The sequence below is a fragment of the Streptomyces alanosinicus genome (genome assembly GCF_014650595.1).
GTDB classification, from domain to species: domain Bacteria; phylum Actinomycetota; class Actinomycetes; order Streptomycetales; family Streptomycetaceae; genus Streptomyces; species Streptomyces alanosinicus.
The window spans coordinates 46058-72798 of sequence record NZ_BMVG01000018.1 but is presented as its reverse complement, the minus strand read 5'-3'; the positions used below and the strand labels follow the sequence as shown (position 1 = coordinate 72798).

22 protein-coding genes and 2 pseudogenes are annotated in these 26741 nt (G+C 71.0%); 20 read left to right on the top strand and 4 right to left on the bottom strand.

Going from position 1 to position 26741, the window contains the following annotated elements:
• Positions 1-21 precede the first annotated feature (21 nt).
• The 10 genes from IE277_RS29310 to IE277_RS29265 all read left to right on the top strand — a co-directional run bounded on the left by IE277_RS29310 (position 22) and on the right by IE277_RS29265 (position 8786).
• Positions 22-1356, top strand: coding sequence for an L-fuconate dehydratase (locus tag IE277_RS29310; RefSeq protein WP_189956717.1), 1335 nt, complete (start codon positions 22-24; stop codon positions 1354-1356).
• Positions 1357-1389: 33 nt separating this feature from the next.
• A complete protein-coding gene (locus IE277_RS29305; protein WP_189956716.1) occupies positions 1390-1827 on the top strand; it encodes an RbsD/FucU domain-containing protein in 438 nt (145 codons plus the stop codon).
• Positions 1824-2867 (top strand): zinc-dependent alcohol dehydrogenase, encoded by a 1044-nt coding sequence (locus tag IE277_RS29300; protein ID WP_189956715.1) that lies wholly within the window; start codon positions 1824-1826, stop codon positions 2865-2867. The genes IE277_RS29305 and IE277_RS29300 overlap by 4 nt, the downstream gene beginning before the upstream one ends.
• Positions 2864-3625 (top strand): SDR family oxidoreductase, encoded by a 762-nt coding sequence (locus IE277_RS29295; RefSeq protein ID WP_189956714.1) that lies wholly within the window; start codon positions 2864-2866, stop codon positions 3623-3625. Before IE277_RS29300 ends, IE277_RS29295 begins: the two co-directional genes overlap by 4 nt.
• Positions 3622-4263: a bifunctional 4-hydroxy-2-oxoglutarate aldolase/2-dehydro-3-deoxy-phosphogluconate aldolase gene (locus tag IE277_RS29290; RefSeq protein ID WP_189956713.1), complete on the top strand. Its 642-nt coding sequence runs from the start codon at positions 3622-3624 to the stop codon at positions 4261-4263. Before IE277_RS29295 ends, IE277_RS29290 begins: the two co-directional genes overlap by 4 nt.
• Positions 4260-5297 (top strand): sugar kinase, encoded by a 1038-nt coding sequence (locus IE277_RS29285; protein WP_189956712.1) that lies wholly within the window; start codon positions 4260-4262, stop codon positions 5295-5297. Before IE277_RS29290 ends, IE277_RS29285 begins: the two co-directional genes overlap by 4 nt.
• Positions 5298-5331: 34 nt before the next feature.
• Positions 5332-6345 (top strand): aldo/keto reductase, encoded by a 1014-nt coding sequence (locus IE277_RS29280; RefSeq protein ID WP_189956711.1) that lies wholly within the window; start codon positions 5332-5334, stop codon positions 6343-6345.
• Positions 6336-7031 (top strand): FadR/GntR family transcriptional regulator, encoded by a 696-nt coding sequence (locus IE277_RS29275; protein WP_189956710.1) that lies wholly within the window; start codon positions 6336-6338, stop codon positions 7029-7031. The genes IE277_RS29280 and IE277_RS29275 overlap by 10 nt, the downstream gene beginning before the upstream one ends.
• A gap of 96 nt (positions 7032-7127) precedes the next feature.
• A complete protein-coding gene (locus IE277_RS29270) occupies positions 7128-8009 on the top strand; it encodes an amidohydrolase family protein (RefSeq protein WP_189956709.1) in 882 nt (293 codons plus the stop codon).
• A gap of 213 nt (positions 8010-8222) precedes the next feature.
• Positions 8223-8786: an MBL fold metallo-hydrolase gene (locus IE277_RS29265; RefSeq protein WP_189956708.1), complete on the top strand. Its 564-nt coding sequence runs from the start codon at positions 8223-8225 to the stop codon at positions 8784-8786.
• A 73-nt stretch (positions 8787-8859) separates the two neighbouring features.
• Here IE277_RS29265 and IE277_RS29260 read toward each other — a convergent pair whose 3' ends face one another.
• Positions 8860-10752 (bottom strand): amidohydrolase, encoded by a 1893-nt coding sequence (locus IE277_RS29260; RefSeq protein ID WP_189956707.1) that lies wholly within the window; start codon positions 10750-10752, stop codon positions 8860-8862.
• 144 nt (positions 10753-10896) lie between these two features.
• Between IE277_RS29260 and IE277_RS29255 the strand changes: the two genes are divergently transcribed.
• The 4 genes from IE277_RS29255 to IE277_RS29240 all read left to right on the top strand — a co-directional run bounded on the left by IE277_RS29255 (position 10897) and on the right by IE277_RS29240 (position 15710).
• Positions 10897-11907 (top strand): LacI family DNA-binding transcriptional regulator, encoded by a 1011-nt coding sequence (locus IE277_RS29255; RefSeq protein WP_229882038.1) that lies wholly within the window; start codon positions 10897-10899, stop codon positions 11905-11907.
• A 127-nt stretch (positions 11908-12034) separates the two neighbouring features.
• The gene (locus tag IE277_RS29250) at positions 12035-13381 is read left to right on the top strand and encodes a flavin-containing monooxygenase (RefSeq protein WP_189956705.1); all 1347 of its coding nucleotides are present in this window, start codon (positions 12035-12037) and stop codon (positions 13379-13381) included.
• Positions 13378-14256 carry an SDR family NAD(P)-dependent oxidoreductase gene (locus IE277_RS29245; RefSeq protein ID WP_189956704.1) on the top strand — a complete coding sequence of 293 codons (879 nt, stop codon included), beginning with the start codon at positions 13378-13380 and terminating at the stop codon, positions 14254-14256. The genes IE277_RS29250 and IE277_RS29245 overlap by 4 nt, the downstream gene beginning before the upstream one ends.
• On the top strand, positions 14253-15710 hold the full coding sequence (locus IE277_RS29240; RefSeq protein ID WP_189956703.1) for an aldehyde dehydrogenase family protein: 1458 nt from the start codon (positions 14253-14255) through the stop codon (positions 15708-15710). Before IE277_RS29245 ends, IE277_RS29240 begins: the two co-directional genes overlap by 4 nt.
• Before the next feature lie 43 nt (positions 15711-15753).
• Here IE277_RS29240 and IE277_RS29235 read toward each other — a convergent pair whose 3' ends face one another.
• Together IE277_RS29235 and IE277_RS29230 are read right to left on the bottom strand one after the other, a co-directional pair.
• Positions 15754-16815, bottom strand: coding sequence for an AraC family transcriptional regulator ligand-binding domain-containing protein (locus tag IE277_RS29235; protein WP_189956702.1), 1062 nt, complete (start codon positions 16813-16815; stop codon positions 15754-15756).
• Between the two features lie 170 nt (positions 16816-16985).
• Positions 16986-18947, bottom strand: a complete 1962-nt coding sequence (locus IE277_RS29230) for an RICIN domain-containing protein (protein WP_229882037.1) — start codon at positions 18945-18947, stop codon at positions 16986-16988.
• Between the two features lie 367 nt (positions 18948-19314).
• Between IE277_RS29230 and IE277_RS29225 the strand changes: the two are divergent.
• The 6 genes and pseudogenes from IE277_RS29225 to IE277_RS29200 all read left to right on the top strand — a co-directional run bounded on the left by IE277_RS29225 (position 19315) and on the right by IE277_RS29200 (position 25406).
• Positions 19315-20534: pseudogene (locus IE277_RS29225) on the top strand (RICIN domain-containing protein).
• Positions 20535-20714: 180 nt separating this feature from the next.
• A pseudogene (locus IE277_RS29220) lies at positions 20715-21990 on the top strand (non-reducing end alpha-L-arabinofuranosidase family hydrolase).
• 215 nt (positions 21991-22205) lie between these two features.
• A complete protein-coding gene (locus IE277_RS29215; RefSeq protein WP_189956701.1) occupies positions 22206-22652 on the top strand; it encodes a hypothetical protein in 447 nt (148 codons plus the stop codon).
• Between the two features lie 38 nt (positions 22653-22690).
• Positions 22691-23362, top strand: coding sequence for a two-component system response regulator CseB (gene cseB, locus IE277_RS29210; RefSeq protein WP_189956700.1), 672 nt, complete (start codon positions 22691-22693; stop codon positions 23360-23362).
• 11 nt (positions 23363-23373) lie between these two features.
• A complete protein-coding gene (locus tag IE277_RS48930; RefSeq protein WP_268252665.1) occupies positions 23374-24609 on the top strand; it encodes an ATP-binding protein in 1236 nt (411 codons plus the stop codon).
• 173 nt (positions 24610-24782) lie between these two features.
• Positions 24783-25406 carry a TetR/AcrR family transcriptional regulator gene (locus IE277_RS29200; RefSeq protein WP_189956699.1) on the top strand — a complete coding sequence of 208 codons (624 nt, stop codon included), beginning with the start codon at positions 24783-24785 and terminating at the stop codon, positions 25404-25406.
• Between the two features lie 69 nt (positions 25407-25475).
• Here the strand turns inward: IE277_RS29200 and IE277_RS29195 are convergent, their stop codons facing one another.
• Positions 25476-26681, bottom strand: a complete 1206-nt coding sequence (locus tag IE277_RS29195; RefSeq protein ID WP_189956698.1) for an MFS transporter — start codon at positions 26679-26681, stop codon at positions 25476-25478.
• Positions 26682-26741: the final 60 nt, after the last annotated feature.

Genomic DNA, 26741 nt, shown 5'->3' with positions numbered 1-26741 from the left:
GCCCTCACAGGAGTTGCCGCCATGTCATCCGCCCTGCCCGCTTCCCCGGCTGTTGCCCGCATCACCGCCCTGGACGTGCTGGACGTGCGTTTCCCGACGTCCGAGCACCTGGACGGGTCGGACGCGATGAACCCGGAACCCGACTACTCCGCCGCCTACGTCGTCCTGCGCACCGACGCCGGCGACGGCCTGGAGGGCCACGCCCTGGCCTTCACCACCGGCCGCGGCAATGATGTACAGGCCGCCGCCATCGCGGCTCTCGCCCCGCACGTGGTGGGCCTCTCGGTCGAGGAGGTCTGCTCCGACCTCGGCGCGTTCTCCCGCACTCTGGTCCACGACCCCCAACTGCGCTGGCTGGGCCCGGAGAAGGGGGCCATCCACATGGCCACCGGAGCGGTCGTCAACGCCGCCTGGGACCTGGCCGCCAAGCGTGCGGGCAAGCCCGTGTGGCGCTTCCTCGGCGAGATGTCCCCGCAGGAGCTGGTCGCGCAGGTCGACTTCCGCTGGCTCAGTGACGCCCTCACCCCCGAGGAGGCCCTGGAGATCCTGCGCCGCGCCGAAGCCGGCCGTGAACAGCGCATCGGCCACCTGATCGACCAGGGCTACCCCGCCTACACCACCACCCCCGGCTGGCTCGGCTACTCCGACGAGAAGCTGGCCCGCCTCGCCCGCGAGGCCGTCGCCGACGGCTTCACCCAGATCAAGCTGAAGGTCGGCGCGTCCCTGGAGGACGACGTACGGCGCATGCGCACCGCCCGCGAGACGGTCGGCGACGGCATCCGCATCGCGGTGGACGCCAACCAGAGATGGGACGTCCAGGCCGCGATCGACTGGATGCGCGCCCTGGCCCCCTACCAGCCGTACTGGATCGAGGAGCCCACCTCCCCCGACGACATCCTCGGCCACGCCGCCGTCCGCAATGCCGTCACCCCCATCAAGGTCGCCACCGGCGAGCACATCGCCAACCGGGTCGTCTTCAAGCAGCTCCTCCAGGCCGGCGCGGTGGACATCGTGCAGATCGACGCCGCGCGGGTCGGCGGCGTGGGCGAGAACATCGCGATCCTGCTGCTCGCCGCCAAGTTCGGGGTGCCGGTCTGCCCGCACGCCGGCGGCGTCGGCCTGTGCGAGATGGTCCAGCACCTGTCGATGTTCGACTACGTCGCCGTCTCCGGCACGACCGAGGACCGCGTCATCGAGTACGTCGACCATCTGCACGAGCACTTCGTCGAGCCGGTGCGCATCGTCGACGGCCACTACCTGACGCCGACGCTGCCGGGACTGAGCGCGCAGATGCACCCCGAGTCCCTCAAGGAGTTCTCGTACCCCGACGGTCCGGTCTGGTCCTCCCGTGTCTGACGTCCCGGACCTCTGGAAGGAGAGGAAACTCCCGTGCTCCTGACCGAACTACTGCATCCCGGCATCCTCGAATCGCTGGCCGGAGCCGGTCACGGCGCCCGCGTCCTGCTCGCCGACGGCCACTACCCGGCCAGCACCGCCACCGGCGCGCGCGCCAGAACCGTCCACCTCAACCTGGCTCCCGGCCTCCTGGACGTCACCACCGTGCTCGACGTCCTGCTGCGCGCCCTGCCCGTCGAGTCGGCCCACGTGATGGTCCCGCCCGAGGGCGAACCGGAGCCACCGGCCATCGCCGAGTACCGCTCGATGCTGGCGCCCCTCCCGGTCGACACGCTCGGGCGCTTCGAGTTCTACGACGCCGCCCGCTCACCCGACCTGGCGCTGGCGATCGTCACCGCCGACACCCGTACCTACGCCAACCTGCTGCTGACCATCGGTGTCCGCGCTGAAGGGACCCTGACGACACGATGACACTCGCCGTCCGTTACACGGCCGCCCGCACCCTGGACACGGCTGTCGCACCCAGTACGCCGCCCGGACCCGGCGAGGTGGAGCTGGCCCCCGCCTACGTCGGTATCTGCGGCACCGACCTGCACATCTTCCACGGCGACATGGACGCCCGGGTCGCCGCGCCCGCCGTCCTGGGACACGAGATGTCCGGCCGGATCGTACGCGTCGGTCCGGGCGTCGAGGACTGGCAGCCCGGCGACGCGGTGACCGTGATGCCGTTGCGCTGGGACGACACCTGCCCGGCCTGCCGCTCCGGGCATCAACACATCTGCCAGCACCTGGACTTCATCGGCATCGACTCCCCGGGCGCGATGCAGCAGCGCTGGACCGTGCCCGCCTCGACACTCCTCCGGCTGCCCGACTCCCTGCCCCTGGACCTCGCCGCACTCGTCGAGCCCACCGCCGTCGCCGTGCACGACGTGGGCCGCGCTCAGGTCGCCGAGGGTGAGAAGGCCGTCGTGGTCGGCGGCGGCCCGGTCGGCGTCCTGATCGCGCTGGTCGCCCGAGCCGCGGGCGCTGACGTCCGGGTCGTGGAGCTGAACGCCCACCGCCGTCTGCTGGCCGAGGAGTTGGGTCTGACGGTGTGGAGTCCGGGTGACGACGACGTGCCGGCGCTGGTGCGGGAGTGGACCGGGGACGCGGGCGCGGACGTCGCCTTCGAGGTGTCCGGCGCGGCGGGCGGCGTGGACACGGCGGTCGACGTGCTGGGTGTGCGCGGCCGTCTCTGCCTCGTCGCCATCCACCCCCGGCCGCGCGAGGTCAACCTGCACCGCTTCTTCTGGCGCGAACTGACCTTGGTGGGCGCCCGGTTGTACGACCGCGGCGACTTCGAGAAGGCGGTGACCCTGGTGGCGGACGGGACGATCCCGGCCGAGCGGCTGATCAGCAAGGTAGTGCCCCTCACCCAGGCGCCCGCCGCCTTCGAGGCCCTGGAGGGCGGCGGTGACGTGATGAAGATCCTCGTGGACTGCACCGACGACGCCCAGGGAGGCGCCGTATGACCGCCTTCGACCTCACCGGGAAGCTCGCCGTCGTCACCGGAGCCCGGCGCGGCATCGGCCGGGCCATGGCCCGCGCGCTCGCCGAGGCGGGCGCGGACGTGATCGGCGTCAGCGCCTCGCTTGAGGAGTCCGGCAGCGCGGTGGAGAAGGACGTCCTCGCCGCGGGCGGTACGTTCGAGGCGATCCGCACCGACTTCGCCGATCCCGGGGCCGTACGTGCCCTGGGCGCGGACCTCGCCGGGCGCGAGCGGCCGGTGGACATCCTGGTCAACAACGCGGGCACGATCCGCCGCTCTGCGGCCGCCGAACACCCGGACAGCGACTGGGAGTTGGTGCTCCAGGTCAACCTCAACGCGCAGTTCGCGCTGAGCCGTGCGGTGGGCGCGTCGATGGTGGCCCGCGGCCAGGGGAAGATCATCTTCACGGCTTCCCTGCTCAGCTTCCAGGGTGGCATCACCGTTCCCGGCTACACCGCCGCCAAACACGGCATCGCGGGTCTGACCAAAGCGCTGGCCAACGAGTGGGCTCCGCACGGCGTCAACGTCAACGCCATCGCGCCCGGCTACATCGCCACCGACAACACCCAGGCCCTGCGGGACGACCCAGTGCGCAGCAAGGCCATCCTGGACCGTATCCCGGCCGGCCGCTGGGGGGATGCCGACGACCTGGCGGGCGCCACGGTGTTTCTCGCCTCGGACGCCGCCGCCTACGTCCACGGCGTCGTCCTGCCCGTGGACGGGGGATGGCTCGGCCGATGACCGCCAACGACCTGGCCTCCGTGCTGGCCGGAGCCCGCGTGATGCCGGTACTGACGGTGCGGCGCGTCTCGACCGCCGGCCCGCTGGCCGACGCGCTTGCGGCGGGTGGTGCCCGGTGCGTCGAGGTCACGTTCCGCACACCGGACGCCGAGCGGGTGCTCAAGGAGATGGCCGCCCATGGTGGTCTGGCCGTCGGCGCGGGCACCGTCCTCACGCCTGAGCAGGCGAAGCGGGCCGTGGCGGCCGGGGCCCGCTTCGTGGTCTCGCCCGGCTTCGACGCGGAGGTCGTCGCCACGTGCCGCGAGCTGGGCGTGCCCGTGGTGCCCGGCATCGCCACCGCCACCGAGCTGATGCGCGCTCTGAAGGCGGGCCTCGACACCATCAAGCTCTTCCCCGCCGAGCCGCTCGGCGGTCTTCGGATGCTGCGGGCGCTCGCGGCTCCCTTCCCCCAGGCGCGCTTCGTACCGACCGGCGGTATCGACGCCTCCCGCCTGGCCGCCTATCTCGCCCACCCGGCGGTCCTCGCCGTCGGCGGCAGCTGGATGGCGACCACCGACCACCTCCGGCGGGGCGACCACAAGGAGATCCGTCGGCTGACCGCGGAGGCCGTGGAGGCAGCGGAGAGGAGCATGACGTGATCGACGTGGTGGCCCTCGGCGAGGTGATGCTGCGTTTCGACCCGGGGGAGGGGCGGATCCGGACCGCCCGCTCCTTCCAGGTCTGGGAGGGAGGCGGCGAGTACAACGTCGTCCGCGGACTGCGCCGCTGCTTCGGACTGCGCACGGCCGTTGTCACCGCCCTCGCCGACAACGCGGTCGGCCGGCTCGTCGAGGACCTGATCCTCCAGGGCGGTGTCGACACCTCGCTGATCCGCTGGGTGCCCGACGACGGCATCGGCCGCACCGCCCGCAACGGCCTCAACTTCGTCGAACGCGGCTACGGCATCCGCGGCGCGCTCGGCGTCAGCGACCGCGCGCACACCGCCGTCTCCCAGCTGTGCAAAGGGGACGTCGACTGGGACGCCGTGTTCTCGGCCGGGGTGCGCTGGTTCCACACCGGCGGTATCTTCGCCGGCCTGTCCGACACCACGGCGGACGTCGCGGACGAGGCCATGGCCGCGGCCCGCCGCCACGGTGTCACCGTCTCCTACGACCCCAACTACCGCCCCAGCCTCTGGGCCGGCCGCGGTGGCGCGGACCGGGCCCGCGAGGTCGACCTGCGGCTCGCCCGGCACGCCGACGTCGTGGTGGGTGCCCTGGGCCTGGCCGGGACCCACCCAGGGCAGGCGCGCATCGGGGCCGAGGAGGTGACGGGCGCACTCGCCGAGGTGGCCGTTCTGTTGCCCGAGGCGAAAGTACTGGCCACGACCCTGCGCGACGTGCCCTCGGCCGGGGTCAACGACTGGTCCTCGGCCGCCTGGTCCCTCGACACCGGCTTCGTGCCCGGCCCCCGGATGACCGGCCTGTACGTCCTGGACCGCATCGGCTCCGGCGACGCCTTCGCCGCAGGTCTCATCCACGGACTGCTCGCAGGCACCGGCCTGGAGCGCGCCCTGGCCTACGGCACCGCCCACGGCGCGCTCACCATGACCACGCCCGGAGACGTCTCCATGGCCTCGCTCGCCGAGGTCGAGGCGCTGATCACGGGAGGGTCGGCCCACGTCAGACGCTGACCGGCACCCGTCATCCGTATCCCAGGAGCACCACTTGCACCAGCGAAAGATCCAGAACACGTCCGTCTCGCTCACCGAACTCGGCTTCGGGGCGTCCGTGATCGGCAACCTCTACCACGTCACCCCGGCCGACGACGCGAGGGCCGCCGTCGACGCGGCCTGGGAGGCCGGCCTGCGGTATTTCGACACCGCACCGCACTACGGCCTCGGCCTGTCCGAACGCCGTCTGGGCGCCGCCCTGCGGGGCCACCCGCGTGACGCCTACGTCATCTCCTCCAAGGTCGGCAGACTGCTGGTGCCCAATGCGGAGCTACGCGGCGTCGACACCGAGGGCTTCGTCGTACGGGACGACCTGCGCCGCCAGTGGGACTTCAGCCGGGACGGAGTGCTCCGGTCCATCGAGGACACCCTGGAGCGCACCGGCCTGGACCGCCTCGACATCGTCTACCTGCACGATCCGGACGACCACTGGAGGCAGGCGGCCGAGGAGGCCATGCCCACGCTCGCGGAGTTGCGCGACCAGGGCGTGATCGGCGCGATCGGCGCCGGCATGAACCAGTCGGCGATGCTCGCGCGTTTCCTGCGTGAGACCGCGGCCGACGTGGTGATGCTGGCCGGGCGCTACACCCTCCTGGACCAGTCGGCGCTGGACGACGTGCTGCCCACCGCGCGGGAACTGGGCAAGAGCGTGGTAGCGGTGGGTGTCTTCAACTCGGGACTGCTGTCCCAGGACCGGCCCACCGAGGGTATGAAGTACGACTACCAGGACGCCCCACCGGCTCTGGTCGCCCGTGCACGGGCGATCGCCGCGGTCTGCACGGCCCACGGCACCACGCTGCCCGCCGCCGCGATCGCCTTCCCCTACACGCATCCCAGTATCATCAACGTCACCCTCGGCATGCGGAACCCGGAACAGGTCGTACGAAACGTGGAACTCCATCGTCAGCACATCCCCGACGGGCTCTGGGCCGATCTCCGCGCTCAGGGGCTGATCAGGTCGGACGTGCCCGCGGAGCACGGCCGGGGGAGGGAGCCACGTTGTCTCTGACGGACAAGGCCATCGAACGCATCCGTGAGCTGATCCGGACCGGCGCCCTGCCCCCGGGCTCCAAGCTGCCGCCTGAGCCTGACCTGGCCGCCCAGCTGGGGCTCTCCCGCAACCTCGCCCGCGAGGCGGTCAAGGCGTTGGCGGTCGCGCGGGTCCTGGAGGTCCGGCGGGGCGACGGCACGTATGTGACCAGCCTGCAGCCGAGCCTGCTCCTGGAGGGGCTCGGCGGGGCCGTGGAACTGCTCCAGGGCGACTCGGTCGCCCTGCGGGACCTCATGGAGGTGCGGCGGCTCCTGGAGCCGGTCGCCACGGCCCTTGCCGCCACCCGGATCTCCGACGCGCAACTGGCCGAGTTGGGAGGGCACTTGGACGCCATGCGCGAGGCTCGCGACGACGTGGAACAGCTGAACGCCCACGACGTGGCCTTCCATCGCGCCGTCGTCTCGGCCACGGGCAACGAGACCCTGCTCACGCTCCTGGAAAGCATCTCCGGACGCACACTGCGCGCCCGCATCTGGCGCGGTCTGGTCGATGACAAGGCCTCGGGCCGCACCCTCGCCGAGCACGAGGCGATCTTCAACGCCCTGTCCACCCGTGATCCCGCCCTCAGCCAGGCCGCCGCGCTGCTGCACGTGAGCAACACCGAGCAGTGGCTGAGGGAGCACCTGCGCGATCCCTTGGTCTGACGTCGCTGCCCCGCCGATCAGCACCGATCGCTGGGGGCGGAACAGGGCCGCTTCACACCGCATGATCTTCTACCGCACCCCTCGACCGGAAAGACCATGACCAGGATCGACGCACACCATCACATCTGGCGGCCGATGTCCGCCTCCCGTCCGACGACGGGTTCCGGCCCCCGCCGCCGCGCACACAGCTGGCTCGACGCGCCGGAAATGGCCTCCGTGCGGCGGGACTTCACCCTGACGGACCTGGCACGGGAGACCTCGGCGGCGGGCATCGACCGCACGATCCTGGTCCAGGTCCTGCCCGAGGCGGACGAGACCGCGGAGTTCCTGGCCCTGGCCGCGCGGACCGACCTGGTGGCAGGTGTCGTCGGCTGGGCCGACCTCACCTCGAACCGCCTCTCCGACACCCTGGCCGCCCTACGGTCGGCGCCCGGTGGTGAACTCATGGTGGGCATACGCCACCTGGTGCAGAGCGAGCCGGACCCCGACTGGCTGACCCGGCCCGACGTGCACCGGGGCCTGCACACGGTCGCCACCGCGGGTCTCGCCTACGACCTGCTCACCCTTCCGCACCAACTGCCCGCCGCCATCGCCACCGTAAGGGCGCTGCCCGAGCTGACCTTCGTCCTCGACCACCTGTCCAAGCCCCCCATCGCCTGGGGCGAACTCCAGCCGTGGGCGTCGGGGATCCGCCAACTGGCCGCGCAGCCCAACGTGTTCTGCAAGCTGTCCGGCATGGTCACCGAGGCCGAGCGGGACCACTGGAGCACGGTCGCCCTGCGCCCGTACGCCGACGTGGCGCTGGACGCCTTCGGCCCGGAGCGGGTGATGTTCGGCTCGGACTGGCCGGTGTGCCTGCTGGCCGCCACGTACGAGGAGGTCGTCGCCGTAGCCGAAGAGCTGACCGCGGGCCTCACCGAAGCCGAGCGCTCCGAGGTCTTCGGCGGTACGGCGGCCCGCGCCTACCGACTGAGGTAGGAAGACCTGTGAGAGTCCGTTCGGCCTACGGGCAGTCAGGGCTCGACATCGACGTGGACCCGCGCGCGAAACCGTCGCCTGTCCATCGCTGCGCGAACGCGTACGCTCCGGACAGACGGACCGGTCTCCGTGCCCTGCTCACCGGCTTCCCGGCGATCCTTCCCCGTTGACCGGTCCGCACGCCTCACACACCCTTCACCCGAGGAATCTCTGATGACCGCCGCCTTCCACGTCCTGACCACCGGTTACGCCGATACGCGGGTGGCCGGCACCGTCACCCTCCTCGTCGACGGCGAGACGGTCGCGATCGTCGATCCGGGCATGGTGGCGGACCGCCGACTCATCCTGGATCCGCTCGCGCACCATGGACTGAGCCCGGAAGACGTCACCGACGTGATCTTCAGCCACCACCACCCGGACCACACGCTGAACGCGGCCCTGTTCCCCGCAGCCCGCTTCCACGACCACATGGCCATCTACCAGGACGACATCTGGGAGGACCGCGACGCCGACGGATACCGGCTCTCCCCGTCGATCGCGCTCATGACGACCCCCGGCCACACCGCGCAGGACGTCAGCACGCTGGTCACGGCCGCCGAGGGCCTCGTGGTCCTGACGCACCTGTGGTGGACCGCCGAAGGACCGTCCGACGACCCCTTCGCCCCCGACCGCGAGCAGTTGCGGGCGGCCAGGGAGAAGGTCCTGGCCCTCGGCCCGGTCCTGATCGTGCCTGGACACGGAGCACCGTTCGTGCCGTCGTCGTCCACGCCGGTCTAGCCTGCCCGACATCGTCGGCCTCGACCACTACGGGTATCACGCGCCCCGGCACTGGTCGCCTTTCCTGCGCGGGTCAGTGTCCTCGGCAGCAGGAGCCACCCGGTGTCCGGCCGGCGCCCAGCACGCCCATGCGCTGGACCGCCTCGGCTCGGGAGCGTCCCGCCTGGGACTGCGCGTCGTGGGCCACCCGTCCGGAGACGAGCGTGTACCGGACCGAGGTGGCGCGGATCTCCTTCACCGGCACCCTGGTGATGTCCCGGTCGAGGACGATCAGGTCGGCCCGTCGGCCCGGCCGAACGGTTCCCGCACCGCCGTCGTGCAACTGGTACGCCGCGCCTGCGGTATGCATGACCAGCGACTGGGTCCGGGTCAGGCCTTCCGCCGTGTTGAGCGGGGGTTCGTTCTCCTCGGGGTTGCTGCGGTCGATCGCGGTGGCGATCTGGGTGAAGGGCAGCAGCGGGTCGACCGGCCAGTCCGAGCCGCCGGCCAGCCAGGCCCCCGCCCGGGCCAGGCTGCGCGCCGGGTACAGGCGTGCGTACCGCTCCGGCCCGATGTAGGGGCGCAGCGAGTCGCGCGTGAAGGCCGACGGCATCGCCCACTGCAACTGCATGCTCGCCACCACTGCGGCCCGGGCGAAACGACCGTAGTCGTCGGGGTGCACCAGTTCGAGGTGGGTGATGGTGTGCCGTCGGCCGCGGCGACCGGGGCGGGCGACGGCCTCGTAGGCGTTCAGAGCCGTCCGTACGGCGCGGTCGCCGATGGCGTGGGCGTGCATCTGCCAGCCGTCCGCGTCCAGGGCTCGGACGAGGGTCCGGTAGTCCCGGTCGCTGACGTGCAGGTCGCCGCGGTGATCGGTCGGTCTGCCCTGGGCGTCCAGGTACGGGGTCAGCAGGGCGGCGGTCTGCGCCGGGAACTCCATCACGCCGTCGAGGAACACCTTGGCGGTGGTCAGCCGCAGCGTGGACGATCCGGAGAAGCGTCGGCGCACATTCCGCAGGTACTCCGCCGCGGCCCGGGGCTTCTTGGCGAGTTCCGCGTCGATCAGCAGCGCGGGGGTGATGTGCTGCGGCAGCAGGCCCTTGTCGATGAGGTCGGCGTAGGTCTTGAGGGTGTCCTCGCCGCTGGCGGCGTCGAGGAAGGACGTGATGCCGGCCGCCAGGAGCGTGCCGGCCATCCTGGCGTGGGCGGCATCGATCCGATCCTGGCTCGGCGGAGGAACCACCCGGGAGACGAGCCCTTGGGCGTCGTCCTTCAGCAGGCCGGTCGGCTCCCCGGCGCCGTCGCGGACGATCTGCCCGCCCGGCGGGTCGGCGGTGGTGCGGTCGACTCCCGCGAGGGCGAGCGCCCTGCTGTTGACGAGGCTGTTGTGGAAGTCCGAACCCTGCAGGTAGACCGGGCGCCTGGTGTTCAGCGAGTCGAGCAGCTTCTTGTCGGCCACCGTGCCCGCGGGCAGCAGGCCGGCCGGGTTCCAGTCGGTCACCTGGAGCCAGCCGTCCGGTTCTTGCGCCGCCGTCGCGTCCAGCATCTCCTGGAGCTTCGCGCGGAGCTGGGGGACCGTCATGGTCGCGTTGCCCAGCGACGGGTTCAGGGACTGCATGGCCGCGCCGAGCGGGTGCATATGCCCGTCCTGGATGCCCGGCATGACGGTACCGCCGTCGGCGTCGACGACGACGGTGCGGCGGCCGACGCGACGGCGAATCTGCTCGTCGGACCCGACCTCGAGGATCTTCCCGTCGCTGCCGATGGCCACAGCCTGTGCTGACGCGTGTCCAGGGGTTCCGGTGAACACCCTTCCGTTCAGCACCACGGTGGCCACCCGCACCGGGGACGCTCCGGTCGCCGCCCGCGCGGCCGCACCGGAACCGGCCACCGCGAGGGCGCCTGCCCCGGCCGCGGCCAGGAACGTCCGCCGGTGCAGCGGGCCGCCCGAAGGCCCTTCGAAGGCTCCGTCGAAGACATCTGGCATCTGATCGCTCCTCACCCGGCGACCGGTTCCGGCTGCCGACGCCCGGTAGGCTGAGTGATTAAGTTCTTAACCACAAGTGGTCATGTAGCAGTTGGGGTGCGGATGGAAGGCTCTCGTGCCTGGCGGCGTCCCACGCTCGGCGCCGTGGCCGCACGGGCAGGTGTCTCCACGGCCACGGTGTCGAACGCGCTCAACGGCACAGGGCGGCTGTCCGAGGTGACCAGGCAGCGCGTGCTGGCCGCGACACGCGAACTCGGTTACGCCCCGGCCAGTACCGCCCGTGCCCAGGCCAGAGGGGGCACCGGGGTGCTCGGTCTGACCATGACGACGTACGGCGACCTACCTGTCCCGTACACCGTGATCCCGTACTACGCGGACCTGACGCTGGGAGCCATGGCGGCGGCGCATGAACGTGGTTATCTGCTGCTGGCGATGCCGAGTTCGATGTCTCCGTGGATGTGGCTCAACACGCCGATGGACGGCGTCATCCACGTCGGACCGCGCGCGGAGGATCCGGTGCGGTCCATTCTGCGGGAGCGTGGCATACCGATGATCAGCGAAGGCCGGCCACCCGCGCCGCACCGGTGCGACGCTTGGGTGGACGCCGACCACGAAGCGGGCCTGCGTCTGCTGCTCGACCACCTGACGGAGCGCGGCGCCCTGCGGATCGGGCTCTCCCTGCCCCTGCACGACGACGCCTACCCGCGCTTGATCGCAGACGCCTACCGGTCCTGGTGCGTCGAACACCGCATGCCCTCCCTCGTGGAGGAGTACGCCTCGCTGCCCGACTACTTCACGGCCGAACAGGACGCGGTCAGCCGACTGCTCCGCCACGATCCGCGACCGGACGCCGTCATCGGCGTCTACTCCGACTCCGGTCACAACATCCTCGCCGCCGCTCGCCGCCATGGTCTGCGGGTGCCGCGGGATCTGCTGGTGGCGTGCGTCAGCGAGGATCCGGATTACGCGAGCACCACCCCGCCCGTCACCACCGTCAGCCTCCGCCCGGACCGGGTGGGAGCCGAAGCGGTCGACCTGCTGATCGCTGTCATCAACGCCCGCAGCGGTGTGGACCGGCGTCGGCTCGTACAACCGGTGCTGATCCCTCGCCGGTCCACACGGCACGCGGTGCGACGGAGGAACGGCACACCGTGACCGCGGCAGCAGCGGCCTGTCTCTGGCCGCTGAGGTCCCCTCTGTGGCCGCAGAGGTCAGTTCCCGTCGGCCGCGCGGTGCATAGGTTCCCCGCAACACCTGATGCGTCGGCGAAGGGAACGGACCGGTGAGTGAGCACCAGTACGACACCTGTGTGATAGGTGCGGGACCCGCGGGACTGGCGGTCGCGAGGGCGCTGGCCGAGCGGGACCTGCCGTACACGCACATCGAGCGACACACGGGCCCGGGCGGGCTGTGGGACATCGACAACCCGGGCAGCCCGATGTACGAGTCGGCCCACTTCATCTCCAGCAAGACCCTCTCCGGCTTCGGCGGCTACCCCATGCCGGACCACTTCGCGGACTATCCGCCGCACCACCAGATCCTGTCCTACCTGACGTCGTTCGCCGAGGCCTACGGACTCAAGGACCGGATCGAGTTCGGCACCGAGGTCCGCGGCGTGGACAAGAACCCGGACGGCACCTGGACGGTCACCCGGGCCGACGGCCGGGCCGGCACACACCAGCAGGTCGTCGTGTGCACGGGGGCACAATGGCACCCCAACGTCCCCGACCTGCCCGGCGACTTCACCGGAGAGATCCGGCACACGGTCACCTACCGCGGCAGCGACGAACTGCGGGGCAAGCGGGTGCTGGTGGTGGGCGCGGGGAACTCCGGGCTGGACATCGCCTGCGATGCGGCCCGGTCCGCCGACCACGCGGCCATCAGCATGCGCCGTGGTTACTGGTTCATCCCCAAGCACCTCTTCGGCCGACCGGTCGACACCATCGCCGCGGGCGGACCCCACCTTCCGATGTGGCTCCAGCAGAGGCTCTTCGGCGGCCTGCTCCGGATCATCAACGGAGATGCGCGCAGACTCGGTCTGCAAAGGCCCGACCACAAGCTGTTCGAGACCCACCCGGCCATCAACTCGCTGCTGATCCACCACCTCCAGCACGGGGACATCACGGCCCGGCCCGGCATCGCCCGCACCCACGGCCGGACGGTCCGCTTCACCGACGGCACCAGCGACGACTTCGACGTGATCCTCCTGGCCACGGGATACGTCCACAAGGTCCCCGTCGCGCAGCGGTACTTCGGCGACGAGCAGCACCCCGACCTCTATCTGTCCTCCTTCTCCCGCGAGCACGAGGGCCTGTTCGGCGTCGGCTTCGTGGAGACCAACTCCGGGGCCTACCGGCTCTTCGACAGCCAGGCCCAGTTGATCGCCTCCTTCATCCGGGAAGCGAGGACCGGAACGCCGGCGGCCGAGCGGTTCGCCCACATGATCCGCTGCGACCGGCCCGACCTGTCCGGCGGACTGAAGTTCGTCGACTCGCCACGCCACACCGGCTACGTCCACAGCGATGCCTTCGTGAAGTACCTCGGCAAGGTGGCCGAAGGGATGGGCTGGCGTACCGCGGGCCGGCCGCCCCGGGCGACGTCCGTGCGGCAGGAGGCGGTGGCGTCATGACGTACGACTTCCATGACAAGGTCATCCTGGTGACCGGCGGCGCCGGAGGCATCGGCCAGGCCCTTTGTCACCGCTTCGCGGCAGGCGGTGCCCGCCTCCTCGTGGTCGACATCGACGAGGTGCGGGCCAAGCGGACCGCCGCCGAGCTGCCCGGGAGCGGACATGCCGGGCTGGGCTGCGATCTGCTGGACGGCGGCGCCGTGCGGCGGATGCTCGACGGCGTCGCGGCCACCCATGGCCGTATCGATGTCCTGGTGAACAACGTCGGCATGACCAGCGCCGAACGGTTCGATGTGCGCAGCGTCGAGAGCATCGAGCGGGAGATCGACGTCAATCTGGTCGCCCCTCTGGTCACGACCCGGCTCGCCGTCCCGCTGCTGCGGGCCTCCGGCGACCCGCGCGTGGTCACGACCGTGTCCCTCGGCGGGATCTTCCCGCTGGGCGAGACCCCGATCTACACCGCCTCGAAGTTCGGTCTGCGCGGCGCGATGCTCGCCATCGGGCTGGACCTGCGGGGCAAGGGCATCCGGGCCGGCTCGGTGCTGCCGTCGGCGACCGACACCCGGATGCTGCGGCAGGAGGCCGTGGACGGCGGGAACTCCATGCAGTTCCAGGACGCGCCGCAGCAGCCGTCCGACGTGGTCAGGGCGGTGGTGAGCCTGCTGGACAAGCCCCGTCTGGAGTCCTACGTCAGGCCCGGCGAGTCCCGGCTGGTGCGGTTCGCGATGCTGGCGCCGAATCTGCTGCCCAGGCTCTTCCCGCTGTTCCGCAAGCGCGGCGAGCGGGGCATGGCCCGCTATCTGGAGGACCTGCGCCGCAGGGGACTGGCCCGTCAGGCCGGCGGCGGCCGGTGGGAACTGGTGGAGGAGGCATGAGCGAGCGGACGGACAGCACGGGTGCCGAGGTGACGCTCGACGTCGTCAATCCCGCTACAGGTGAACTGATCACGACCGTGGCGGCGGCGAGCGAGCAGGACGTCGTGCAGGCGGCCGAGCGGGCGTACAAGGTCTTCGAGAGCGGTGTCTGGGCCGGTCGGTCCCCGCGGGAGCGAGCCGCTGTTCTGCTGCGCCTGGCCGGCCTCATGGAGCGCGACGCAGGGTTCCTGGCCCGGCTGGACTGCGAGGACGCGGGCAAGCCGATCACGGAGTGCCGTACGGGAGACGTGCCCGCGGCGATCGAGTCGATCCGGTGGTTCGCCGAGGCGGCCGACAAGGTCTTCGGCCGCGTCGCCCCCACCGGTCATGACAGCCTCGGTCTGGTGAGCCGGGAACCGGTCGGGGTGGCCGCCGCGATCCTGCCCTGGAACTACCCGCTGGCCATGGCCGCCTGGAAGGTCGGCCCCGCGCTCGCCGCGGGCAACTCACTGCTGCTGAAACCCGCCGAGGCCACCCCGCGCTCCAGCCTGCACCTGGCCGCGCTGGCGGCCGAGGCAGGCCTGCCGGACGGTGTCCTCACCGTCCTGCCCGGCCACGGCACCGTCACCGGTACGGCGCTCGCTCGCAACCCGCTGGTGCGCGCGGTGTCGTTCACCGGATCCACCGCCACCGGACGCCGCGTCCTGGCCGCCGCGGCGGAGACCAACTTCAAGCGGGTCTCCCTGGAGATGGGCGGCAAGAGCCCCCAGATCCTCATGCCGGACGCGCTCGCGTACGGCGACGAACTGATCGACGACATGACCGAGGCCGCATTCCTGACCATGGGGCAGAACTGCACCGCCGGCTCCCGCGTCCTGGTCCACCACAGCATCGCCGAGGAGGTGCTGGACCGGTTCACCGCCGCCGCGAGGAGCCTCACCGTCGGCGACCCCGCCGACGCGCGCACCCAGGTGGGGCCGCTCATCAGCCGCGCCGCCTTCGACCGGGTCGCGGCGGCGGTGGACGCGGCCCGCTCCGCCGGAGCCCACATCCACACCGGCGGTCTGCCGCACGGTCTGCCACCGCACGGCGCCTACTACCCGCCGACCGTGATCAGCAGAGCCCCGGCCGGCAGCGACGTGCTCGTCAAGGAACTGTTCGGCCCTGTGGTCACCGTCCAGACCTTCACCTCGGAGGACGAGGCGGTGAGCTTGGCGAACGCCACCGAATACGGGCTCGCCGCCTCGGTGTGGACCCGCGACCTCGACGCCGCGTTCCGGCTCGCGCGGGGTGTCGAAGCCGGGGTGGTCTCCGTCAACGCGTACAGCGAAGGCGACATCACCACTCCCTTCGGCGGGTGGAAGCAGTCGGGGTTCGGTGGCGTGGAGAAGTCCACCGACGCCTTCGCGCAGTGGACCAGGGAAAAGACCGTCTGGATCCGCATGCGTCGACAGGGTGGCCCGGTGGCCGGGTGAGGCCAGGGGCAGGAGGGGCCGGAACGGTGGGACGGGGCGCGCCCTACTGTTCCGGGGCCTCCCCGCGCAGCCGGGCCGGGTTCACCCCGTGCCAGCGGTGCACTGCCCGCCGCAATGCTCGCACCTCGGAGAAACCCGCCTGGCGGGCGATGTCCCGCAGGGTCAGCTCGCGGCGGCGCAGCAGCAGCTCGACCCGCTCGCGGCGTACCCCGTCGACGATCGCCTCGTACGTCGTACCGCACTCGGCCAGCCGACGGCGCAGGGTGCGTTCGCTGGAGGCGTGCCGTCGGGCCTGCTCGACGAAGGGCGGCACGTCGGGAAGGCTCTGCGCGATCGAGATCTCCAGTACCTCCAGCAGGTCCTGCTGGTCGCGCCTCGACGCCGCCTGCTCTCCCAGGAGCTCCACGACGGCGGTGTAGGTGACCGGATCGCGGCCGGGCATCGGCCGCCCGGCCCATGCCGTGGGGAACACCAGGCGGTTCCCCACGGCGCCGAAGCGTACAGGGCAGCGGAACAGCTCCGTGAACGGTCCGGTGTCGCGTGGGGCGGGGAAGGCGAACTCGACGCTCTGTGGGGCGAACTCCTCCCCGGAACTCAGCCGCGTGAGGGCGACGACGCTGGCGAACGCCTCCTCCGCCAGGAAGACCGCGACCGTCGGATCGAGGGCGGGATCGGGCAGTTCGGCCCGCAGTACGTAGCCGGTTTCCTCCTGCCCGGCCGACCAGACCACCATCGCCCCGGACAGGTTCTGGAAGCGCACGCCCGTCTCGATGGCCTGCCGCAGGGTGTCGGCGGCCATCTGGGCGAATCCCAGGAGGCCCCAGGAGGTCAGGTGCTGCGCGGCGCCCACCCGCAGGCCCAGGTGAGCGTCGCCGGTGAGTTCCAGCGCACGCCGGATGACGGCACTGCCCTGGCGGTAGGAGACCCGCAGCGCAGCCGAGCGCATCATCGCCTCCTCCAGTCCGACGCGGTTCAGCTCGGGCCGGAGGTCGACCCCGTACCCGTCGGTGACCGGGGTGAGGCAGCGCAGGATGTTCGGCGGGATGGTCGCCGAGGTGCTGCGGCTGGTTCCCGGCGACTGCGTCGGGGCGGGGCCGTCGGGCATGGCGTTCCTTGTCCGGGTGTTGCTCGCTGCACACAGGAGAAGGGCTGTCTGCTTGATGCTGCTCAGGCGAGGATACGGCTCGTGCTCATGAGCCGCTCCAGGAACTCGTCCGGAGGGGGCCGGCAGGAGTCCGAGGAACCGGGGGCGCCCTCACCGTCCGCCTGGCCGGCTCACAGCGCCACGATCTGCCAGTCCTGGTTGGACCCGCCGGTGGCGGGCCACTGGATGACCGGGGCGCCGTCCGAGGCGGAGGCGTCCTTGACGTCGGCGCACCAGCCGTTGCGGACGTTGACGAGCTGGCGGTAGCCGCTGGTCTGGGAGGGCACCAGCTTCCACGACTGGTTGTCGCCCCCGTCGTCGGTCCACTGGTCCAGGCCCGCGCCCTGGCCGGAGCCGCCCGGACTGTCCAGGACCTTGCCGCTGCGGACGTTGGAGAGCCGGTAGGAGCCGTCAGTGTTGGGCAGCGGCTTCCACTGCTGGTTGGTTCCGCCGTTCCACGGCCACTGGTCGACGGCGGCACCGTCGGCGGTCGCGCCGTCGCCGACCTCCAGCACCTTGCCGCTCTTGCGGTTCACCAGCCGGACGCTCCCCACGTCCGCGCTGAAGGGCCGGTCGTAGACCTCCAGGTTGCGGATCGAGGCCCAGGCGCCGGAGGGGAGACCGGTGACGGTCACCCGCACATATCGTGCCTGCGCGCGGAAGACGGAGACCTGCACCTGGCTGGTGCCGGTGGTGGCGGTCAGGTCGGCCAGGGTGGTCCAGTCGGCGTTGTCGGTGGAACCCTCGATCCGGTACCGGTAGTTGGTGGCAGCGGACTCCCAGGCGATGCGGGTGCCGGTCAACGACCTCTCCGAGCCCAGGTCCACCTTCAGCCACTGTCCCGTGTCGCCGCTGCTCGCGCACCAGCGGGTGGCGGTGGAGCCGTCGACCGCCTTGGCCGCGGTGTTGCCCTGGGAGGTCTCCTCGCTGCTGGCCGTCGCCGCCGTGCCGGCGGCGATGTCCGCCGGCTGCACGGAGCGGTCCAGCGTGACCCCGACGACGCTGTCCTCGGGAATGCGGGTGCGGTTGACGCCGGTGATCGTCACCCTGCCGTCCGTGCCGGCGGTGTACGACAGGCCGGCACCTGTGGCGACGTCGAAGACACGGGGGACCTGCGCGTCTCCGATGGACGGCGTGGTGAAGCCGGTGCCGCCGTAGCCCGGCAGCAGGTGGATGTAGAAGGTGTTGTCCTTGTACGTGAAGCCGTACTGGCCGTCCACCGGCTCCCATGGTCCGCCGCGCGTGCCGTAGACGGCCTTGCCGCAGGACGACAGGAAGGAGCCGACTCCACGGACCATGGCGGCCTGGTCGGCGGGGACCACCCCGGTGCGGTCGGGGCCGATGTTGAGCAGGCAGGTCATGTTCCGCACCCAGGCGTTGACCAGGACGTTCATGGTGGCGGAGAAGCTCATCACCTTGGAGCCGGCGTTGTATCCCCAGCTGCCGCCGATGGTGAAGCACTTCTCCGCCAGCTTTCCGGTGCGGATCGCACCGGTGGGGACCGACGAGCCCTCCTCGCTGGTGTAGTCGCCGATCCAGCCGGAGCGAAGGGTGCTGACGATGTCGGGCTGGTGCTTGCGGACCAGGCCGGTCAGGCCCAGCGGCTTGCCGGTGGCGGGATCGGAGTCGCTGGAGGCGGTGTCCACCGGCCAGGCGTTGGCGGCGTCGCGGTACTTGCCGGGTTCCCAGAAGAAGGCGGCGTCCGCGTCCGTGCCCTGCTGGCCCAGCCAGCCGCCGTCCCACCAGAAGTCGTCGATCTTGCCGTACCGGGTGACCAGCTCCTTGACCTGCTGGTACACCTCGTTCTTCATGACCCGCGCGTTCTCCTTGTGCGCGGGATCGGTGGTGTAACCCCAGCTGTTGGGCAGGCAGTTGGTGCCGTTGACGTCGTAGTAGCCGGGGTAACGCCAGCTCAGAGGGGAAAAGTAGATACCGACCCGGAGCCCGGCGTCGCGTACGGCGGTGACGTACTCGCTGATCAGGTCCCGCCGCATCGGAGCCTGTCCGGCGTGGAAGGCGTTCGGATGGGTGGACGGCCACAGCGCGAAGCCCTCGTGATGGCGGGCCGTGAGGAAGGTGTACTTGGCGCCCATGTCCTTGGCCCGTCGGACTGCTGCTCGATGCCCAGATCCGACTTGGGGATGCGCAGCGGGAGCAGGGGCAGCGGTAGGGAGACAGAGGCGGGTGCGGACGGGATGCGGAGGCAGCGGCAGCGTGCGCGGGTTTGGCCAGCGCCGGCGAGACGGCTGCTGCAACCGTTGTGGCGGCCATGCCGGTCAGCACTCTGCGGCGACTGATCGGTTCGGACAAGGTCGTCTCCTGACTGGTCACAGAACCGCACGGACAGTGGTGCGGCTCAGGTAGGAGCAGGGGTAAGGAAGGGCCCGGTGCCTACTGTCCTGCGTCGGAAACGAACAGATTCCAACATTCAGACGCCCTGCCGTTGGGAGCCAAGTGCCCATGCTCAGACGTGCGTTCACTTCTGTGCTCGTCCTCCTCCTGGGTGTCGTCACGCTTCTGGCCGTCGGGGGGCCGGCCCAGGCCGCCCCGGTCACCGTGACCAACGCGACGCAGTTCACCGACACCACGGGATCCGTGGTGCACGCCCATGGCGGTGGGGTGATCAAGGTCGGCTGAAGACCTGGGAGTTCCGTCGCAACGTCCTGACCCGGGCCAGCGACCCGGAGCTGGCGGTCGCCGACATCGAGCGCCCGAAGGTGATCTACAACAGCACCACCGGCAAGTTCGTGATGTGGATGCACAAGGAGAACGGCACCGACTACAGCCAGTCCCGCGCCGCCGTCGCCGTCTCCGACACCGTCGACGGCGACTACACCTGGCGGGGCAGCTTCCGGCCGCCATCCGGCACCACGTCCCGGGACATGACCCTGTTCAAGGACGACGACGGCACGGCGTACCAGATCACCTTCGCGGCCGGCAACGCCGACCTGCACGTCTACAAGCTCACCGCTGACTACACCGGCTACGACACCCTGGTCGCCAACCCCTGGCCCGGCAATTACCGTGAGTCGCCCGCGCTGTTCAAGCGCGACGGCGTCTACTTCATGCTCACGTCCGGCACCAGCGGCTGGAATCCCAACCAGCAGAAGTACGCCACCGCCACCAGCCTCGCCGGTCCCTGGACCGCCATGGCCGACGTCGGTGACGCCACCGCCTATGGGTCGCAGACCGCGTTCGTGCTGCCCGTCCAGGGCACGGCGGGCACCTCGTACCTCTACCTGGGCGACCGCTGGGGCAACTCCATGGGCGGCACCGTCAACGACTCCCAGTACGTCTGGCTGCCGCTGACCTTCCCGACCCGGACCACCATGAACCTGCCCTGGTACCCGCAGACCGCCATCGACACCGCCGCCGGCACGGTCACCGGCGTCGACGGCGGCCCGTACTACAGTCTCATCGCCCAGCACAGCGGTAAGTGTCTCGATGTGGCGAACGCGTCCACGGCCGACGGCGCGTACGTCAACCAGTACCACTGCACCACGGGCACCAACCAGCAGTGGCGGTTCCAGGACCGGCCAGGCGGCTACTACAGCCTCGTCGCCCGGCACAGCGGCAAGTGCCTGGACGTGGCGAACGCCTCCACCGCCGATGGCACCCGCCTCATTCAGTGGCCCTGCGGTACCGGCACCAACCAGCAGTTCCAGCGGCCCGCGGTGTGAGACGGGCGTGCCCGGCGGACATTCCGTGTCCACCCGGCAGCCACTTCAGGCGAGCCTGGGCCCTGCCTCGGGGGCACGCTCCGCCGCACGGCCGGCCGCGCCCAGCGAAGGAGACACAGATGAAGGGCACGCTCAGGGCATGCAGGGTCCCGTGGTGGGGGCGTGGGGAGGCGTGTGGGGGTGCTCGCCGCGGTGGCCGCCGTGCTGGCGGCGCTGCTGACGGGGTTGGGCACGGCCGGGACGGCGCATGCTGCCACCGTGGCTACGAACGCGTGGTATGTGCTGGTCAATCGGGGCAGTGGCAAGGCGCTCGATGTGTCGGGTGCGAGCACGGCCGACGGGGCGGCCGTCCAGCAGTGGACCCGCCATGACGGCGCCAATCAGCGGTTCCGGTTCGTCGACTCGGGCGACGGCTACTACCGATTGAAGGCGCAGCATTCGGGCAAGGTGCTGGACGTCTACAACTACTCGACCGCGGACCATGCGGACATCGTCCAGTGAAGTGACGCGGGCGGCACCAACCAGCAGTTCCGGCTGGCGGACTCCACGGACGGTTATGTGTGACTGATCAGCCGAAACAGCGGCAAGGCCGTCGAGGTGGACAACGCCTCCACCGCGGACGGCGGCAAGGTCGTGCAGTTCACCGACTGGGGCGGGGCCAACCAGCAGTGGCAACTGGTCCGCGTCGACAGCGGCAGCGGCGCGCTGCCGTCGACGTTGCGGTGGTCCTCCAGTGGGGTCCTGGCCGGGCCGAAGCCGGATGCCCAGCACCCGGACGTGGCGGCGACCAAGGACTTCTCGGTGGTGCGGTACAACAACCAGTGGCTGACCTTTGCGACCACCGCCGGCCCTTCCGGCTGGGGCCTGGTGCAGTTCAACTTCGACGACTGGTCCCAGGCCGCCTCCGCACCGCACACGTACCTCGACACCTCGCCCATGGGCCCCGGCTACCGGGCCGCACCGCAGGTGTTCTACTTCGCGCCGCAGAACCTGTGGTACATGGTCTACCAGACCGGTCCGCCCGCCTACTCCACCAGCACCAACCCCGCCGACCCGCGCTCCTGGTCCGCGCCGCGCACCTTCATCTCCCAGGAGCCGCCGATCGTCACCCAGAACAAGGGCGACGGCACCTGGATCGACTTCTGGGTCATCTGCGACACGGCCAACTGTCACCTTTTCTTCCGTGACGACAACGGTCACATCTACCGCGCCCAGACCGACCCGGCGAACTTCCCGAACGGATTCGGAAACACCCAGATGGTGGTGTCGGACACCAAGAACAACCTGTTCGAGGCGTCCAACGTGTACAAGGTCGCCGGCAACGACCAGAACCTGACCATCGATCCGTGCCGACTGCAGTACGTCTACCAGGGCACGGACCCCAAAGCCGGGGGGCGACTACATCCGTCTGCCCTGGCGGATGGGCCTGCTCACCCAGACCAACTCCACCTGCTGACCATCTGAACCATCACCGAGCAGCCACGCACCCCGCCGGGAACACACGCGGTGGGGTGCGTGGCTGTTCAGCGAAGCTTTTCAGCAGTGCGGCAGTGACGTATCGATGTCGATGTGGCACCGATGGGTGGTCGTTACAAACCCGTAGCATGCTCGCGTGAGGCGGTCCCGGTGATTCCGCCGTGTGGTTGGGCAGCCCGGTGGAAGGAGCAGGGAATGCGGCTTCGCTGCGCGCCGTTCGCCGTGCTGGCCGCGTGTCTGACCGGGTGCGGCGGGCCGGCCGGCGGTGTCCGGGTCGAGGGCCCGGCGCTCACAGCCATCCCCTGGTCGGGGCCGGCGTACATGACGGACTGGTACGGCAGGGCCTGGCAGCACCCCACGGAGGTCGACCCGGTCGGGCGTATCGTCCTGAGCCGATTGACCTGGCGGGACTGGGGCTCGCCGCAGGCGCGGGCCACCGGTGAGGCGACCGATGAGACCTGCCTGTCCGGCTGCCCCGGTGGCCATCCCCCGAGCTTCCGGGTCACGGTCCTCCTGAGCGATCTGGTCAAGCGCGGGGGTGTGGCGTTCTACGGCCATATGAGGCTCATCCCCCTGCATCCCCCCGCGCCGTCCTGGACGGAGGGCCGCGACGACACGGACCTGGACGTACCGAGCACATGAGAAGCGCAACGGGAGACGACCATCGCGGAGCGAACGCAATGCAGGAGGTTCTGCTGGTCGAGGACGACGAGTTGACCCGGGAGGCCACGCGGCTCACCTTGGAGGAGCGCGGCTACCGGGTGCGCACCGCGGCCGACGGTCTGACGGGCCTTACGTTGTTCCGGGAACACCACCCGGACGTGGCCGTGCTCGACATCATGCTGCCCGGTCTGAACGGGGTGAGCCTCGCCGGCCGCATCCGGGAGGAGTCAGGAGTGCCGGTGCTGCTGATCTCAGCCCGCAACGACCCGGTGGATGTGGTGATGGGCCTGGAGGCGGGCGCCGACGACTACGTCACCAAGCCCTTCGACGGTTCGGTCCTCGTGGCCCGCATCCGCTCCCTGCTGCGCGGCACGGCAACCGTCGAGCAGTCGGGGCCGGAGGGCCCCCGGCTGCGCTTCGGGGACCTGGAGTTCTGCCCGGTGTCCCTGACCGTGCACCGGGGCGGAAAGCCGCTCGCCTTGACCGCGACCGAGATGAAACTGCTGAGGGAGTTCGCCGCCGCGCCGGGGACCGTGCTCTCCCGGGACCTGCTCCTGGAGCGGGTCTGGGACTACGCCTGGTCCGGCGACACGCGGATGGTGGACGTCCACGTACAGCGGCTGCGATCCAAGATCGGCCGGGACCGGATCGAGACGGTCCGCGGCTTCGGCTACAAGCTGCGCCCGTGAGACGGCCTGCCGTGAACGTGGGAACGAAGGTCGCTATGGCCGTCGCCGCCGCGGCTGTGTGCGTTGCCGGTGCGATCGGTGTGCTGGTGCACCGGATCACCGCGGCCGACCAACTGACCACCGCCCGCTCCGACCTGGACCAGCAGCTGGTGAGCGCAGCCCACGACCTCGCTGCCGGACGCAGATCGCCCGCCCGGACCGACCCCCCTGATCTGCCCCCTCCCGTGGCACGGGCCGTGCGCGGCGCCGTCCGCGTCACCTGCCTGCAGCGCGGTGACGAACACGCGGTGCTGTGGGCGGCGACCCGGATCTCGGACCGGAAGGTGCTCGCCCTCTCCCGTTCCTATGCTCCCGAGGAGCGGTCCCTGGCCGCGCTCGACCGGACGCTGCTCGCCACGGGCGCGGCAGCCGGTGTGGTGGTGTCCCTGGCGGGACTGCTGCTGGGGGTGCGGATGGGCCGCCGGGCCACGGCCGCCGCGCAGACGGCGGAACGCATCGCGGAAGGCGACCTCGACGCCCGGGTCCGTCCGGACGGGCATGACGAGATCGCCCGGCTCGCCTCTTCCGTCAACACCATGGCGGACGCGCTCGGTGCCCGCCTGGAGGCCGAACGCCGGGTGACCGCCGACATCGCGCACGAGCTGCGCACGCCGGTCGCGGGTATGGTGACCGCGGTCGGCCTGCTTCCGCCCGGCCGGGCGACGGACCTGGTGGCGGGCAGCGTGCACAAACTGCGCGGACTGGTCGAGGACGTGCTGGAGGTGGCCCGGATGGACGCCCAGGTGGCGGCGGTGGACACCGAGCCGCGCGAGATGAGCGCGATGGCACGGCGTGCGGTCGCCGGCCTCGACGACGTACGGGTCCACATCACGGCGGACGCGGTCCTGACGACCGACCCGCGCCGCGTCGAACGCATCCTGGCCAACCTGGCCGCCAACGCCCTGCGGCACGGCGCCCCGCCCGTGGAGGTGGAGGTCGACGGCCCCTGCGTCCGGGTCCGCGACCACGGCCCCGGGTTCCCGTCCGATCTGCTCGCCGTGCTGCACGCCTCCGGCCCGCAGCGCTTCCGCACGGGCTCCCGGACCGGCGGCACCGGCCTCGGTCTGACGATCGCGACGGGCCAGGCCCGTCTGCTCGGCGCCCGCCTGACCTTCCGCAACCGTCCGGACGGCGGCGCGGAGACGGAACTGCACCTCGCCGACATCCAGCGGACCGGTCCGGACGACGGTGCGCCCCCGGGTCCATGACCTGCCGGGCTCTGCACGGGACCTCGGCGCGCCGGTCATCCATGCATCCGCCGACCGCAGGGTGCCGTGCAGGATCCCGGCCCGTTCTCGCTGGCCGGCCAAGCCGTGCTGTGTCAAGGAAGGCGACTTGATCAATCGACTCATTCGATAGACTAGGTCGCTATTATGTACGCATGGCTCACGTGACCGCGGCGGAGCGCCGCCCCCAGCTGATCAAAGCGGCCATCGATCTCATGACCAGGGAGGGCGTCGCCGCCGGGAGCACTCGTGCCATCGCATCCGAGCTCGGCGTGGCTCAGGCGACGGTCCACTACACCTTCGGTACGAAGGAGGACCTGTACCGGGCCGTCATGGAACAGCTCACCCATGATCTGGTCACGCAGGTCAAGGCGTCGGCGCCCGCGGACGCCGGTTTCGAGGAGACGCTCACCGCTCTGGTGGCCGCCCTGTGGCGTACCGTGCGGGAACAGCCGGCCAGCCATCAACTGCTCACCGAGCTGAGTATGTTCGCACTGCGGACGCCGAGCCTGCGCGAGGCGTTGGAGGGCCATTACCGCGAGGTGACGGAGGTGACGGCACTTCTGGTGACCGAGGCGGCCGAGCGCACCGGCCACCGACTCGCGCTGCCTGCCTCGACCATTGCGCGGTTCTTCCTGGCCGGCTTCGACGGACTCACCATGCAGCACCTCTCCCTGCCCGACGAGGAAGCCGGACTGCCCGGCCTGCAGGCCCTGGTCTCCAGTGTCGTGGCCCTGGCCGGCGGCAAGCTGGACCTCGTACGCATTCCCTCTGTCTGACGCGCACGAAGCGGCCGCCGTCCCTGGCTCAGTGCCGGGGCGGCGGCCGCTTCGGGGAGTGGGCGGGGATCAGTCGGTGTCGGCCACGGAGGCGGGCGCGGGTCGCCGTTCCTCGGTGACAGCTGCGCTGGCGACCGTCATCCTCAGCAGGGGCAGCGAGGCGATGAAGGTGCCGAGCGCCAGGAGAAGGCTGAGTACCCCGGCCCCCGCCCCGTCCAGGACGGCGCCGACGGCCAGCGGTCCGATCCCGGTGCCCAGCGCGCCCGCCCCGCTCAGCGAGGCCACCAGGCGGCCGGTCGGGTCGAGGAGCGCCGCGGCGGCCAGGGTCTGCACCAGCACGGCCAGCTGACAGGTCTGCCAGAGAACGGCCGCGACCACGAAGAGTACGGAGTCGTGGGTGAAGATCAGGACAGCCATCGCCAGGGCCTGCGCCGCGACGAACGAGGCCATCGAGCGCATGCGGCCGAAGCGCTGTGCGGCGGCGGGGCCCGCGACGGCGCCGACCAGGGCGACGACACTGGAGATCGCCAGGACGGCCGATACAGCCGTATGGGACATGGCGGTGTGTGCTCGGCCCAGCACCGAGGCGTACGACCACGCGCCCTGGGTGACGGCCCACAGCAGCGCGGTCCCGGCCAGCAGGATCACCGAGGGCCTGGCCTCCGCGCTGGCCTGCGCGGCCTCCGTGCCGGTGGACGCGTTCCCCGGCGTCGTCGGACCGTCCGGCAGTGGGCGGACCAGCGGCCAGGCGGCGAGGCAGCACAGCGCCATGATCAGGAATCCGGCGCCCTCTCCCATGTCGTGGTTGGCCGCGGGGACCGCCATGATCAGCAGCGCTGTCACACCGACCACGCCGGAGATGGTGACGGCGGACGCCTTGTCGGCGTCGTCGGTGGCGGCGAGCGCGGCCGTCGCCGCCGCGTACACCGCGCCGAGTCCGGCGCCCAGTACCAGGTTCGCCAGGATCAGCGTCGGCACGTCCGTCGCCGTCGTCGCCCCGAGGAAGCCGGCCGCGGCGAGGGCGAGGCCGGTGCGGGTCATCCGTACCCGGCCGGGCCGCGCGGCGCGCCTGGCCAGCAGCAGGGTCACGACCGCGGTCGCCAGCAGCTGGGTGGCCGCCACGAGTCCGGCGCCGGAGTCCGACATCCGGAACCGTGACGCGAAGTCGTCGACGAAGACGGGCATCACGTTGGCTCCGCCGTTGCCCAGTGTCACTCCGGCGATGAGCGCAACCGCGACGCCGAAGCTCAGGGCGGATGCCTTCTGCGCTTTCACCGGCACCCCCGCAACGGGTAGTCGGGGACGACCGCGGATCCTCGGCGGATCGCCGAGCGT

Coding starts and splice junctions, on each gene's coding strand:
- IE277_RS29310 (WP_189956717.1), top strand. CDS start 22: ATGTCATCCGCCCTGCCCGCTTCCCCGGCTGTTGCCCGCATCACCGCC.
- IE277_RS29300 (WP_189956715.1), top strand. CDS start 1,824: ATGACACTCGCCGTCCGTTACACGGCCGCCCGCACCCTGGACACGGCT.
- IE277_RS29295 (WP_189956714.1), top strand. CDS start 2,864: ATGACCGCCTTCGACCTCACCGGGAAGCTCGCCGTCGTCACCGGAGCC.
- IE277_RS29290 (WP_189956713.1), top strand. CDS start 3,622: ATGACCGCCAACGACCTGGCCTCCGTGCTGGCCGGAGCCCGCGTGATG.
- IE277_RS29270 (WP_189956709.1), top strand. CDS start 7,128: ATGACCAGGATCGACGCACACCATCACATCTGGCGGCCGATGTCCGCC.
- IE277_RS29265 (WP_189956708.1), top strand. CDS start 8,223: ATGACCGCCGCCTTCCACGTCCTGACCACCGGTTACGCCGATACGCGG.
- IE277_RS29260 (WP_189956707.1), bottom strand. CDS start 10,752: ATGCCAGATGTCTTCGACGGAGCCTTCGAAGGGCCTTCGGGCGGCCCG.
- IE277_RS29245 (WP_189956704.1), top strand. CDS start 13,378: ATGACGTACGACTTCCATGACAAGGTCATCCTGGTGACCGGCGGCGCC.
- IE277_RS29240 (WP_189956703.1), top strand. CDS start 14,253: ATGAGCGAGCGGACGGACAGCACGGGTGCCGAGGTGACGCTCGACGTC.
- IE277_RS29235 (WP_189956702.1), bottom strand. CDS start 16,815: ATGCCCGACGGCCCCGCCCCGACGCAGTCGCCGGGAACCAGCCGCAGC.
- IE277_RS29230 (WP_229882037.1), bottom strand. CDS start 18,947: ATGGGCGCCAAGTACACCTTCCTCACGGCCCGCCATCACGAGGGCTTC.
- IE277_RS29215 (WP_189956701.1), top strand. CDS start 22,206: ATGCGGCTTCGCTGCGCGCCGTTCGCCGTGCTGGCCGCGTGTCTGACC.
- cseB (WP_189956700.1), top strand. CDS start 22,691: ATGCAGGAGGTTCTGCTGGTCGAGGACGACGAGTTGACCCGGGAGGCC.
- IE277_RS29200 (WP_189956699.1), top strand. CDS start 24,783: ATGGCTCACGTGACCGCGGCGGAGCGCCGCCCCCAGCTGATCAAAGCG.